The organism is Pseudoalteromonas sp. N1230-9, assembly GCF_032716425.1.
Classification (GTDB): domain Bacteria; phylum Pseudomonadota; class Gammaproteobacteria; order Enterobacterales; family Alteromonadaceae; genus Pseudoalteromonas.
The window spans coordinates 2,577,557-2,590,693 of the sequence record NZ_CP090419.1; the positions used below are offsets into that span (position 1 = coordinate 2,577,557).

A 13,137-nucleotide genomic window follows, 5' to 3' on the forward strand; every position below is an offset into this window, starting at 1 on the left:
CCTTACGGTATCAATTCATTAATCAGCAATGCGTACTCTTTAACTTCAGCACGCTCTAAAATATCCGACTTACCTTCTAATTCGCCGCTAGAAGGTACCACAGTTGCATCTTTTGATAAACGCGCAGTTAAGATAATTTTATCTGTGCTAGAAAGCGTTAATCCTTCAACCATGGCATTGCTGTCACTGAGTGTTACCTCTAGTGGAAAGCTATATTCTGTCATTTTAACAACAGCTAATGGCATAGGCGGACCATTCGCGGCTTTTGCAAAAACAAATAATGTGCCATCATCCGGAAGCTGTGTTTTTAACTCACTGGCTAAGTCAACGGTGACTTTTATTTCACTGTTTGCTATTTCAGCTTGTGTGTTATCAGTAACCTGTTCACTGCCCATTTTCGCATCTATTTCAGCAATTCGCTGCGCTATCATGCTATAGCGAGGATCGTCTTTTTGCATACTAGCCAGTAATACTTCAAATGCCGTTTTCGCTTGTAGCCAATCTTTACGCTCATAAGCAATTAATGCCAGTAATGAGATTGCATCAACATTAGTTGGTTCTGATTTAAGAACCTTCGACAGCATTGTCGCAGCACGCGACATATTTGCATCACTCCCCTCAATTAACAAAACTTGTGCATAGCTAATTAGCACCTGCTTGTTATCTGGGTTCATCTTTAACACTTTATCAAATGATTGCATAGCCATGTCATATTCATTCAACGACATAGCCACACGCCCTAGCAACATCCACGCAACTTCATCATCACCGCTTCTGTCTAACTTAGTACGCAGTGCAAGTGCAAATGCTTGAAGCTCATTTGGAGTCAATGGCTCTTTATCCTGCATTACAGCACGTTCACCATATGACTTTAAGTTTGCCATTGCATCGTGCCAGCCTTTTATTTGTTGCTGGCTGCCTGTGAAGCTATAAAAAATAACGGTTAACGCAACTAAAAAACCAGCGCCAGTTAAGGCAATAATGCGATTATTACCAGAACTATTTAACGCTTTTTCAGACGATAATTCGTTTAACAAGCGTCGCTTTTGCTCAACAACAGATTCCTCATGCATTTGAGCATCTATACGCTGATTTTCAAGATCAGCGTTTAACTCTTCTAAACGTTGGTGGTAGATACGGATCAATTCCGAGTTTGCATTGTGATCAAGACGTTGAATTTTTTCGCGCTTAAAAAAGGGTACCACAACAAATAGCAATGCAATCAGTGTGAGTAAAACAAATAAAGCCCACATTAATGCCATTTAGCTTTGCTCCTGACGTTGATTTTGTTTAATTAACTTAGCAAGTAATGCTTCGTCTTCATGAGTCCATGTTTGCTTCACCGAGGCTTTTCGTTGTCGAATAACAATAAAGCCAAAGCCAAGCACAACTATCAAAACAGGCAATACCCAAAGCACTAAAGTTGCAGGTGTAACTGGCGGATCGTAATGAACAAAGTAACCATAACGATCAATCATATATTCAATGACTTCATCCTTGGTTTTGCCATCCTTCACAAGTGCTAATACTTTATCTCGTAAATCTTTAGCGACGACGGCATCAGAATCGGCAATATTCTGATTTTGGCATTTTGGGCAGCGTAGCTCTTTTGTTAACTCACTGAAGCGCACTGCTTGCTCGTCATTGTCAAACTGATACTTATCTTGCTGTGCGAATGCGCTGAAAGTAATTAACAAGCTTGCTAAAAAAATAATTAATCTCACTGCTGTAACTCCTGCATCAAAGGTGCAAACTTCGAACGCCATACACGCGGGTTAATATCACCGGTATGATGTAGCAAAATAGTTCCTTGCTTATCTACAAGAAACGTTTCTGGTGCCCCCGATACACCTAAATCTAGCGCCAAGGTGCGTTTTAAATCTAAAATATTAAACTGATACGGGTCACCAGCGCGATTAAGCATGCTCGTTACATCTTCGCGCAATGCGTTGATATCAAACTGCCCATCAAAGTCAGGGTCATATCCTTGTTCATAATACAAGCCAATAATTTTCACACCTTGCTCTCTGAGTTCTGTTAGGTAACCTAACTCAGCTAAACAAGTTGGGCACCACGTGCCCCACACATTAAGCAGGTATACCTCGCCCTTCAAATCGGCATCAGTCCAGCGCTTAGATTCATCCATCAAGTCAGGAAGGTTAAAAGCCGGCATCGTGTGACCTATACGCCCTGTTTGTAGTTCACGGGGGTTGGCAAACAACCCCTGATACAAGAACACACACAGTAAAACAAATACCAGTAAAGGGGCTAATGCTAATAGCTTACGGTTCATGCCATAGCCTCCTCTTTCGTTGATTTTTGACGATAACGTTTATCACCTAGTACAAGGAAACCTGCAATGGAGATTAAAATACCACCGAGCCACATCCAACGGACATACGGTTTATGGTAAATACGCAGCGACCATGCTCCTTGGCTAAGTTGCTCGCCAAGTGCTAAATATAAGTCACGGGTAAAACCTGCATCGACTGCTGCTTCCGTCATAAATTGCATACCTATGTCATAACGACGCTTCTCAGCATGTAACACAGTTACTTGCTTGTCATTTTTAAGCACCGTAACGACACCAGCGTGACCGCTATAGTTAGCACCGCGAATGCTTTTAACGCCATCAAAACGATACTGATATTCATTAAGCGCCACTTTATCACCAGGCTTCATTGAGACATCACGTTCAACTGAATAAGCTGACGTTAATGTAACACCTGCAATAACAAACGCTAAACCAACATGCCCCAGTACCATAGCCCAATAACTTAAACCTAAACGCTTAAAGCCCTCAGCCAGTGTTTTATGAATAGTCACTTTAGCTGCTAAATCAACTAAGGTTGTCACGAAAATCCAAACAGCAAGTGCCGTAGCGATAAAGGTCAGAGGCGCTATTACGTCGTAGCTCGAATACAACCACGCAGCAGTTGCGACAATACTAACAATGGCTGATAAAGCTAATTTATTTTGTAGCATCGACCACTTATTTTGCTTCCAACGAAGCAAAGGACCAATGCCCATTAAGATAGCAAATGGCACAAGTAAGATAGCAAACATCTTGTTGAAGAACGGTTCACCAATCGAGATACTACCTAAACCAAGCTCTTTATGAATCATTGGTAATAACGTACCTAATAAAACAATTAGTGTAGCGACCACTAAGAAAATATTATTTAACCAAAGTGCCACTTCACGGGAAGCAAACTTATAACGGCCTTCACTTTTAACCTGTGAAACGCGTAATGCGTAAAGCGATAAACCACCACCGACAACAATAGCTAAGAAAGCTAAAATAAACATACCGCGGTTAGGATCTGACGCAAACGCATGCACAGAGACAATAATGCCTGAACGAACAATAAACGTACCGAGTAAGCTTAAAGAGAATGCAGCAATAGCCAGTAATACGGTCCATGACTTAAATACACCACGCTTTTCTGTAGTTGATAGTGAGTGCAACAACGCGGTTGCCACCAGCCATGGCATTAATGATGCGTTTTCAACGGGATCCCAGAACCACCAGCCACCCCAGCCAAGCTCAGAGTAAGCCCACCAGCTACCTATAGTAATACCTAATGTTAAAAAACCCCATGCCGTCATAGTCCAAGGACGAGACCACTTAGCCCAAGTATTATCAAGTTTACCTGTTAGTAGCGCAGCGATGGCGAATGAAAACGACACAGACAGACCCACGTAGCCCATATAAAGCAATGGCGGGTGAATAATCATACCTGGGTCTTGCAATAATGGATTTAAATCACGACCTTCTACGGGGAAGTAAGGTAATAAGCGCTCAAATGGGCTCGACATCAGTAAGGTATAAAGCATAAAGCCAACACCCAAAAAGCCTAGCACACCCAGTACACGAGCACGCAAAACCCATGGTAGTGACTTAGAACGCATGGCAACAACCGCTGTCCAACCCGCTTGCATTACAAGCCAAAGTAAAATAGCGCCTTCATGACCACCCCAGGTTGAGGTGATTTTATAGTACCAAGGTAAAGTACTACTTGAGTGATAAGCGACATACGAAACGGTAAAATCATCGGTTAAACTGGCATAAATAAGCGCTGCAAAAGACAAAAGTACAAACACAAATTGACCAATTGCTAGCGAAGGAGCAGCACGCATCAAGCGTAAATTACCAGTGTGCGCTCCCCAAATAGGAAAAATACATAATAAAACACTAAGCACCATGGCCAGTGTTAAAGAAAAATAACCGAGTTCTGGGATCATATTAATTGCCGTTATCTAAGTTATAGGTCGGTTTTTCATGCTTAATACCTTTCACTGCTTCTGCAACTTCCGCTGGCATGTACTCTTCATCATGTTTGGCAAGTACCTCAAAGGCATCAATTTCATTCGCTTTAACAAGTACGCCCTGCGCAACAATCCCTTGCCCTTCGCGGAATAAATCCGGCAAGATACCTTGGTAATTTATAGTCACCATTGGGCCAGTATCAATTAGCTTAAAACTCACCTTTAAACTTGATTCATCGCGTACTACAGAACCTGGCACAACCATGCCACCAATACGTAGTTTTTGTCCAACGTGTGGCTTCTCTTTATTCGGACCTTTACCGTCGACTAATTCACTAGGGGTATAAAATAAATTGATGTTTTCTTGCAGCGCATAGAGCACTAAACCTATGGTTGCACCCACGCCAAAAATGATGGCTACAACAGCTAATAAACGTTTTTTACGTCTTGGATTCATTGACCTGCCCCTTGTTTCGCTTTTTTAATGCGCTCTTCACGTTGCACTTGTTGCTTAACTGAAGAGAAAATACGTTTCGTATCGTTTAACGAACTAAATAAAATACCAAGTAAAATTAATGCACAGGTGCCAAAAGACAACCATACATAAAAGCCATAGCCTCCCATGGCAATAAAATCTGCAAAAGAATCAAACTGCATGATTAACCTCGCTCAAGCAACTGACGCACCCATGGGCGGTGCTTTTCACGTTGTAAAATTTCGTTTTTAAGACGAATTAATGTCACTGTACCTACAAAGCCAGCAAAGGCAACTATGTTCACCATAAGCGGCCAGAACATACTAGGATCGATGGCTTTAGTATCAAACTTAGTGATTGTTGCGCCTTGGTGAAGTGTATTCCACCACTCTACAGAAAAATGAATAATTGGCAGATTAATCACGCCAACAATAGCTAAAATACACGCGGCACGCCCTGCCGATTTTTTATCTTCGAAGGCATGATAAAGCGATAATACCCCCAAATATAAAAATAATAGAATAAGCTCTGATGTTAAACGTGCATCCCACACCCACCAAGCACCCCACATAGGTTTTCCCCATGCAGCACCGGTGATCAATGCAATTGCTGTCACACACGCCCCAACAGGTGCAATTGCAATCACTGCAAGTTCTGCATTACGTAGCTGCCATACTAGTGCGATCACAGCTGCGATCGCCATAGAAGAATACGCACCCATAGACAAAATAGCTGAAGGCACATGGATAAAAATAATTCGATAGCTGTCTTTTTGTTGATAATCTGCTGGCGCATAAGCAAGCCCCCAGACCCATCCAACAATCATACAAACCACCGTAACGACGGCGAAATAAGGCAGTAAGGTGTTACACAATTGGTAAGCACGATCTGCTTTTGCGTAGGGATGTAACCACTTCCACATATTAACTTACACTCACTTTCAATGCTGACGATATGGCAATTGGTGCCGCTATAATCGCTACGATTAGCATGGCACCAAGGATTGCAAGCTGTCCGCTATAGGCGAGCTCCATAGAGCTGGTATCAATAGCAGAGGTTGCAAAAATTAGTACGGGGATATACAAAGGCAAAACAAGCAAACTCATCAAAATGCCGCCTTTTTGTAACCCCACAGTCAGTCCAGCGCCAATTGCACCTATAAAGCTAAGCAAAGGTGTACCCAATAAAAGAGTAAGCACCGTTGCCAAAAGCGCTGAACTTTCTAAATTCAATAATAAAGCAAATACAGGTGTCATCAGCACCAACGGTAATCCAGTGATCACCCAGTGTGCGGCCACTTTAGCAAGCACCGTTAATGGTAACGGATATGACGACGCAATCAGCTGTTCTAATGTGCCGTCGTGATAATCATCACGAAATAATTTATCTAAGCCCAACATAGTTGAAAGCAAGGCAGCAACCCAAATAATGCCAGGTGCCATGCGTGCTAGTAGACCCGGTTCAGGGCCGATAGCTAACGGGAAAAGTGTAATAACGATAAGAAAAAATAAAATAGGATTAACGATTTCAGCTCGCTGACGAAACGCTAATTTAAGATCTTTAAAAAAAACCGCAGAGAATAATTGCCAATAAGAATGCTGCTTTACCATCAGTGGCGATACTCCAAAGTCACTGTTTTTAGATCACTAAAATGGGTGGTTAAGTCTTGGTGGGTGGTCAGTAAAATCGCCCCACCTGCATTTAGGTGCTCAACAAAGCGCTCTTGTAAAAATATAACACCGCTTTTATCAAGGGCTGTAAATGGTTCATCAAGAATCCAAAGTTTAGCGTTATTCAACCAAAGCCTTACCAAAGCAACCCGACGTTGTTGCCCTGCTGAGAGCATACGTACTGGAACATCTTCTAGGCCAACCAAACCAATTTTAGCTAAAATAGGGTATAAATCTTGGTGCGTATCGTAGCCATTTATTTTTAGCCAAAAAGCGACATTCTCAAGTGCAGTAAGCTGCGTATTTACACCGGTTTTGTGGCCAATAAATAACAGCTCTTGTGCATATTCGTCATAGTACTTGGCAATCGTTCGCTCTTGGAACAAAACATCACCTTCATCCGCCGTAGCGAAACCTGCGATAATACGCAATAATGATGTTTTACCAGCCCCGTTTGGACCAGCTAACTGCATAATTTGTCCCGATTTCAAGCTGAAATTAAGATCCGCAAACAAACAACGATCTTGTTTGATGCAGGTGACGGACTTAATGTGTAACAAGATGACGATTCTCTATACCCAAAATTAGGCGATAGTCTACCATAATGATAGGGTAATACGAATATTGCTTTAAAACGATTAACTTATATTTGATCTAAAATAATGAATAAACAGAGCCCGTTAACGCTAACTACACAACTAAACCTTGAGAGCACAGGAGTCAGTCGCGTTGCGCAAAATTCATCAAACGAAGCGATACAAGCACTTAGTGAACAAACTCTAAGTGCCCGTAATATTGTTATTAGCAAACACTCAGTGCAAATGGATGTATTACTCGATGATTCGTGGCAAACATTACGTTTATCTACCCAGCAAACGAATAACCAATTAGCTAAGTATGCTTCAGCTAACGTTTCGTTGAATCATGATGGTAAGCAGCTTAGCATCACACCGACACCGGTTAGTATGACATTAAGTAAAGCTCCTCAGTTGCAAGCTCTTTTAAACCTTTTAGCGCAAGGCGACAGTCAAACAACAGCAATACTTCCTGCAACAATTCCGAACAATAAACCGGCTTTAAGCATACCGACTTTAAAAGCCGAGTTTATGTTAAACAACACACTCAGCACACTTTTGAAATCAGCAGCACCTCTACAAGCAGTTATGTTACCTGCAACGACTAAACACGCTGAGTTTACATTAAATATTTTGAACCGTTATGGTGACTCTTTACATCAACAAGCTGTTAGCCAGCAAAAAGTGGCAGAAATCTTAGCTAAATTAGCACCTGAACTCGCACTCAATTTATCTGCGAAGCAGCTACAGGTTACCATTGCAAACAAAGCAATGGCATCGATGATACTGCAATTTAAAGATCTTCCCACAAATGAAAGTAAACAGTTACTAACCCAGCTACAGCTAAATTCTAAAGACATTAAACTAACCCCACAGGTAATCCGCAATGGATTAAAGCTGGTAAGTAAACCTATCAATGAGCAGTTTATTTTAAAAAATTCTTTAACCGACACATTTCATCAATTACTTAAAGAGCAACCAAATAAAAGTACCTTTATACCATCGGCACAGCCTTTGAGTTCCACTGATTCACCTATACGCTCTTGGTTAAAAGACAGTTTTGCTGATTTAAAAACACGTATAAGCGATGCGGTACGGTATTTTGAAAAGCTGCCAGCAACTCAAAAACATACAGCAAATTTAAACTCGCCTTTATTGAAAAACGCTTCATCTTTGGCAGATCTTGGCTTTAATACAAAAAAAATAGATATTATTAAGTTGGCTGAACTACACGCTCCGTGGGCAAATACATCTTCAAAAGTACCAATGACCACAGCCCAAGTAATGCTACCCACACACTATAATAATTCGCCGCCGATGATTCAGCTTTTTCAACAGGTAAAAGCAGGTTTAGCTGCACTCACTACAAATACCGAACTATTACAACACAGCAAAACTGCAACGAATAACAACAATGCTAATGCAGCGTTTTTAGCATCTAAAGAACCAAATTTAGCGCGGCCCTTACAATTAATGCAGCCACTTGAGGCTAAGCTCGTCGCAACATTAATACCTCAAAGTGAGAGTAAGCAACTTATTAGTACCACTGTGCCTGTTCAATTAAGTCAAAAACTTGATCAGCTTAGCCAAAGTAATAACACCCCATCAATAGACTTAAACCGATTGGTGAATCAAGCATTCAACAGAATGATCTCTGTTCAAAATACACTTCCAGTAACTATCGAGCGTGAACTGTTGAGTATTTTAAGGCCTGCATCATTATCGCCACAGAATCTACAGGCTAGCTTTAATCAAGGACTAGAGCAGCTCGCAGTTACAACCCTCGCCGCGCCTATAATTAGTCAGTCCCCCACTGCGATAGGTTTTAACAACCAACATGGGCTTGATGCTCTATTGCAAGTATTAGTACCAAACTTTAAAGCCCTCGACAGTAACAAAATGCTTGAGCAGTTACAGCAAACTAATCTCCAAACTCTTGCTAATGAAATTGGCCAATTGAAATCGAACTTATCACAGGTACAAACAACCCCGATAAACCAGCAGCAAGACTCTAACCCTTTAGCGCAATTCTTTTTACCAATGAAATTACCGCCAGAAATTGGGCAAACTGAAATTAGCCTAGGTCATTATAAAAAACCGAGCAAAAATAAATTAGAAAGTAAGGATGTATGGTTCGTGAGGCTTAACTTTGACTATGCTGAGCTTGGTCAGCTACAAGTAACTGCTGAAATAATGGATAAAGCCGTTGAATGTCAATTATTGGCATCATCACAAGATGTAACTGCATTAGCTCACCCACATTTAGAAACGTTACGCCACAAACTCGCCAGTCACGGTTTAAATATCGCTGAACTAAACTTAAAACAAGGTGTGCCAACACACCATGCATTTTACCAGTCTCATGCAATCATTAATGTAAAGGTTTAATATGAAAGATGACCTCAAACATAAATCCGCCATAGGCCTCCTGTATGAGGTAGGCAATTCACCAAAAGTAACAGCGAAAGGGTTTGGCGAGCTTGCTGATGAAATAGTAAAACTGGCTGAAGAAAAAGGTATTTTAATTCATCAAGATGCTGATTTAGCAAAAACACTTGCACATCTTGAGTTAGGTGAAGAAATACCTAAGGAACTATACTACGTAATCGCCGAGCTTATTGCTTTTTCATATGTATTAAGAGGAAAATTTCCCCCTGGTTGGCAGGACTTTCAAGGAAAGCTGAACATTCAGGCTTAAATAAATAGAAAAGGCGCTAATTAAGCGCCCTTTTGTTTATGTAATGACATGAGTAACTCAGCCTCAGCTCTGGGTAATTCACACTCGCGAATAATCTCCTCCAAGTCGGCACCAAGTTCTACCATTTTTACCGCACGCGAGTAAATTTTCGCATTGGGGTCATCATATTTTTGCGCATCTTGAAGTTGTTCAAGTTCTTGATTTTTATCTTCAACAGCAACCAATCTTTTGCCAATACTTAGCATGCCAGCTCGCATTTCAGCCACTTCGCTGCGTAAAATACTCAACTGTTGCTGAGCATCTTGCACTTGTTGTTGCTTTGCTTTTAACGCCGTAGCGTGCTTGTTGTTATTAACAAAAATAAGCCCCAAACATACCAAAAATAGTAAGATTGAGGCTCCAAACAAAGAGTATAACAGCATATAAATTCTGAGCGTTTATAATGCGCTCAGCTCATCCCACTCTTCGTCATTTAAAAGTTTATTAAGGTCAACCAAGATCAGTAACTCACCATCACGGTTAGATACACCTTGGATAAACTTAGCACTTTCTTCTGTGCCAATATTCGGCGCACTGTCAATTTCAGAGCTACGTAGATACACAACTTCAGCAACGCTATCAACCAAGATACCGATAACTTGCTTCTCCGCTTCGATAATGACAATGCGAGAATTATCCGTTACCTCTGCGCCCATCAAGCCAAAACGTGCACGGGTGTCGATTACAGTCACAACATTACCACGCAGGTTAATAATTCCAAGCACATAAGAAGGCGCACCTGGAACAGGAGCAATTTCGGTATAGCGAAGCACTTCTTGTACTTGCATTACGTTAATGCCGTACGTTTCTTCTTCAAGTTTAAAGGTTACCCACTGTAACACTTCATCGTTGCTATCAGCATTTTTATTCGCTGACAGTAGTCTTTCTTCACTCATGCTATTACTCCGTAAAAATAGTTACTGCTCACGGCTGTCTAAGCCCTGCTCTAGCAATTGGTATAAATTTTCAACGTCAATCAAGGCGCACATTTTCTCTTTGATAACGCCAGCAAGCCAAGGCCGCTTGCCTGATTTTGCTCGCCATTTTACATCTTCTTCGCGAAGTGTAATATTGTTTACGAGCTTTTCAGCCAATAATCCCCATTGACTGTCACCTAAGGTGATTAAATATTGATAATCGAGTGACTGTTCTAATTTTTCATCATACTTTTCAGGCATCACCCAACGTGCTGTATCCACTACATTCAGTTTTTCATCACGATTTAGCATCACACCTTTAAACCACTTAGGTTTGCCAAATAACTGATTAACCTCTGTTAGTTGATGAATGCCCCCTAATGCTTTCAAAGGAACGGCTAACGTTAAGCCTGCAACCTCAAAAAACAGTGCTTGAAATTCACCATCAAAGTAGTCTTCTTGTCGCTCAGACGAGGTTTTAGCAACAATCTCGGTCTGTTTTTGTTCTACTATATCTTTGATATTAGCTTGGTTCTCGGTTTTCTCAAGCTCTTTAATAGGTTCAATAACCGGTGTTTCTACTTTTTGCTCTACTTCTAGAGGTAACGAGTTATCTTTTGACTCATTTACTTGTTCAAGTAACTTAGCCACAGGTTCAAGGTTTTGCTGTTCAGGTTCTTCCTCGCACAGTAATGCCCCCAAGTATTGGGTCATCACTTTTTCGTTAGCAAATAAGTGTTTGTTACTCATCTTTAACCTTGTGCAACTAAATAATCAAGCAGTGCGCGATACGCAAATACCCCTCGTGATCGAGGACAAAATTGAATAGGTACTTGCTGCGCCAAACTTGCATCTCTAAATTTGGTATCAACCGGTACTACACCCGACCACACTTTATCTTTGTAATTATCCTGCAGAGTTTTATAGGCTTCAAGGGATGCTTTAGTCCGTTTGTCGTACATTGTTGGTATAATCGTATACTGATATTGTTTAGATTGCGATGTTTGCATCAATTCCATGGTACGCATCATGCGATCAAGGCCTTTGAGAGCCAAAAACTCTGTTTGTACTGGCACTAAAATACGTTCGCTGGCAGCTAAGGCATTAACCATTAATACACCTAATACAGGCGGACAGTCGATAATTGCATAGTCATAATGTTCGCTAATTTTTGCCAGCGCTTTTTTTAGTATAAGACCCATACCATTTTTATTGCCCATACTTCTATCGAGGGTCGCAATCGCCATGGTTGCAGGTAAAATATCTAGGTTCTCAAGTGTTGACGGGCAAAGTGCTTGTAAGATTTCTTCGCTGGCCATACTGTTGCCACGAGCAAAAATATCGTAGACGCTAATCTCTAACTCTTCTGAATCGATACCAAAATAATAAGTTAATGAAGCATGTGGATCGGTATCTATTAATAATACCCGTTTCCCTTGTAATGCAAGCGTGCCAGCAAGACTAACAGCGGTTGTGGTTTTCCCCACTCCGCCTTTCTGATTCGCTACTGTCCAAATTTTCACATCACACCTTATTATTGTTCATTGCGCGTGGTAATTCGAATGCCACCGTGAGGTAATTGGATCACTTTAATCGTGTTGTCATTGCTTGGCAACTCAATTTCTGTACTCTCTTTTACACTAGGATTAGCCTGTTCATTGGTATCCTGCTGTGCTTGTTCTGGTAAACCATATTTAGAAAGTGCCACAACGACTTTACGATTTTCTGCACGCCCTTGCTCTGTTTCATTACTAGAAAAGGGTGAGTATTGACCATATCCCTCAATGGCCATGCGAGCAGGGTTTATTCCTAGCTCTTCAAGCTCAACCAATACTGATGTTGCTCTTGCGACCGACAGTTCCCAGTTAGATCGAAACATTTCATTACGAATACCTTCGTTATCGGTATAACCTCTTACACGAATGTAATTATCTACAGGAGCGATAATGTCTTTAACTAATGCAACAACTTGTTTAGCACGTTGTTGAGCAACAGCACTTCCCGATGAGAACAACATGCCTGAACTTAATTCAATTATCAGCCAGTCTTGATTAAGCTCAAGGCTTGCCTCACCATTACGGATCTCATCAATCAATGCTGATTGTAGCTTGCTAAGTAAACTATCTAGCGGTTTTCCTAAATGCTTTTTTTCGATATTACTGGTATCAGCTTGTCCATCGATTAATTTAGGTCCTTGCTCTTCTTTAAGAATACTTTCACCATATAAAACGTCACTTTCAGGCGTAACGCGGTCAGTTAAAATGCCAGTACCGTGTATCCCAGTTCCAGCCTGCTGATGAGTACGCGCTGATTTATCAAATACTTGCTCTAGTGAATCAGATAACACTTGGAAATCTTCATTCTTGCTAATAGCAATTGCATACATGACCACAAAAAAGGCAAACATAATGGTCATGTAATCAGCATAAGAAACAAGCCAACGCTCTGTATGTTGGCTTTTTTGAATTTTATGACGCATGCGACGGCGCATCAT

General features: G+C 41.1%; 16 protein-coding genes. 2 read left to right on the forward strand and 14 right to left on the reverse strand.

Annotated features, from left to right (window positions below):
* Positions 1 to 2: 2 nt before the first annotated feature.
* From ccmI to ccmA, 9 genes are read right to left on the reverse strand one after another with little or no spacing between them, the layout of a single operon-like run.
* The gene (ccmI, locus tag LY624_RS12020; RefSeq protein ID WP_341803072.1) at positions 3 to 1,262 is read right to left on the reverse strand and encodes a c-type cytochrome biogenesis protein CcmI; all 1,260 of its coding nucleotides are present in this window, start codon (positions 1,260 to 1,262) and stop codon (positions 3 to 5) included.
* Positions 1,263 to 1,724 (reverse strand): cytochrome c-type biogenesis protein, encoded by a 462-nt coding sequence (locus LY624_RS12025; RefSeq protein WP_237118154.1) that lies wholly within the window; start codon positions 1,722 to 1,724, stop codon positions 1,263 to 1,265.
* Positions 1,721 to 2,293 carry a DsbE family thiol:disulfide interchange protein gene (locus LY624_RS12030; RefSeq protein WP_130150491.1) on the reverse strand — a complete coding sequence of 191 codons (573 nt, stop codon included), beginning with the start codon at positions 2,291 to 2,293 and terminating at the stop codon, positions 1,721 to 1,723. Before LY624_RS12030 ends, LY624_RS12025 begins: the two co-directional genes overlap by 4 nt.
* Positions 2,290 to 4,245 (reverse strand): heme lyase CcmF/NrfE family subunit, encoded by a 1,956-nt coding sequence (locus LY624_RS12035; protein WP_062569756.1) that lies wholly within the window; start codon positions 4,243 to 4,245, stop codon positions 2,290 to 2,292. The genes LY624_RS12030 and LY624_RS12035 overlap by 4 nt, the downstream gene beginning before the upstream one ends.
* Position 4,246: 1 nt before the next feature.
* Entirely contained in the window at positions 4,247 to 4,726 is a 480-nt protein-coding gene (gene ccmE / locus LY624_RS12040; protein WP_062569755.1) for a cytochrome c maturation protein CcmE, read from the reverse strand.
* A complete protein-coding gene (ccmD, locus tag LY624_RS12045; protein ID WP_130150489.1) occupies positions 4,723 to 4,926 on the reverse strand; it encodes a heme exporter protein CcmD in 204 nt (67 codons plus the stop codon). The genes ccmE and ccmD overlap by 4 nt, the downstream gene beginning before the upstream one ends.
* Before the next feature lie 2 nt (positions 4,927 to 4,928).
* Complete coding sequence (locus tag LY624_RS12050; protein WP_130150488.1) at positions 4,929 to 5,666, reverse strand: heme ABC transporter permease; 738 nt, start codon at positions 5,664 to 5,666, stop codon at positions 4,929 to 4,931.
* Between the two features lies 1 nt (position 5,667).
* The gene (ccmB, locus tag LY624_RS12055; protein ID WP_062569752.1) at positions 5,668 to 6,354 is read right to left on the reverse strand and encodes a heme exporter protein CcmB; all 687 of its coding nucleotides are present in this window, start codon (positions 6,352 to 6,354) and stop codon (positions 5,668 to 5,670) included.
* On the reverse strand, positions 6,354 to 6,974 hold the full coding sequence (gene ccmA, locus LY624_RS12060) for a cytochrome c biogenesis heme-transporting ATPase CcmA (protein ID WP_341803073.1): 621 nt from the start codon (positions 6,972 to 6,974) through the stop codon (positions 6,354 to 6,356). Before ccmA ends, ccmB begins: the two co-directional genes overlap by 1 nt.
* A 102-nt stretch (positions 6,975 to 7,076) precedes the next feature.
* Between ccmA and fliK the strand changes: the two genes are divergently transcribed.
* Positions 7,077 to 9,377, forward strand: coding sequence for a flagellar hook-length control protein FliK (gene fliK, locus LY624_RS12065; RefSeq protein WP_341803074.1), 2,301 nt, complete (start codon positions 7,077 to 7,079; stop codon positions 9,375 to 9,377).
* A gap of 1 nt (position 9,378) precedes the next feature.
* Positions 9,379 to 9,687 (forward strand): EscU/YscU/HrcU family type III secretion system export apparatus switch protein, encoded by a 309-nt coding sequence (locus tag LY624_RS12070; RefSeq protein ID WP_130150486.1) that lies wholly within the window; start codon positions 9,379 to 9,381, stop codon positions 9,685 to 9,687.
* Positions 9,688 to 9,707: 20 nt separating this feature from the next.
* Here LY624_RS12070 and LY624_RS12075 read toward each other — a convergent pair whose 3' ends face one another.
* From LY624_RS12075 to LY624_RS12095, 5 genes are read right to left on the reverse strand one after another with little or no spacing between them, the layout of a single operon-like run.
* On the reverse strand, positions 9,708 to 10,109 hold the full coding sequence (locus tag LY624_RS12075) for a DUF2802 domain-containing protein (protein ID WP_062569748.1): 402 nt from the start codon (positions 10,107 to 10,109) through the stop codon (positions 9,708 to 9,710).
* A gap of 15 nt (positions 10,110 to 10,124) precedes the next feature.
* Positions 10,125 to 10,622 carry a chemotaxis protein CheW gene (locus tag LY624_RS12080; protein ID WP_058586379.1) on the reverse strand — a complete coding sequence of 166 codons (498 nt, stop codon included), beginning with the start codon at positions 10,620 to 10,622 and terminating at the stop codon, positions 10,125 to 10,127.
* A 21-nt stretch (positions 10,623 to 10,643) separates the two neighbouring features.
* Positions 10,644 to 11,393: a chemotaxis protein CheW gene (locus LY624_RS12085; RefSeq protein ID WP_341803075.1), complete on the reverse strand. Its 750-nt coding sequence runs from the start codon at positions 11,391 to 11,393 to the stop codon at positions 10,644 to 10,646.
* Positions 11,394 to 11,395: 2 nt separating this feature from the next.
* The gene (locus LY624_RS12090) at positions 11,396 to 12,166 is read right to left on the reverse strand and encodes a ParA family protein (RefSeq protein WP_130150484.1); all 771 of its coding nucleotides are present in this window, start codon (positions 12,164 to 12,166) and stop codon (positions 11,396 to 11,398) included.
* An 11-nt stretch (positions 12,167 to 12,177) separates the two neighbouring features.
* A complete protein-coding gene (locus LY624_RS12095; RefSeq protein ID WP_237118150.1) occupies positions 12,178 to 13,137 on the reverse strand; it encodes a flagellar motor protein MotB in 960 nt (319 codons plus the stop codon).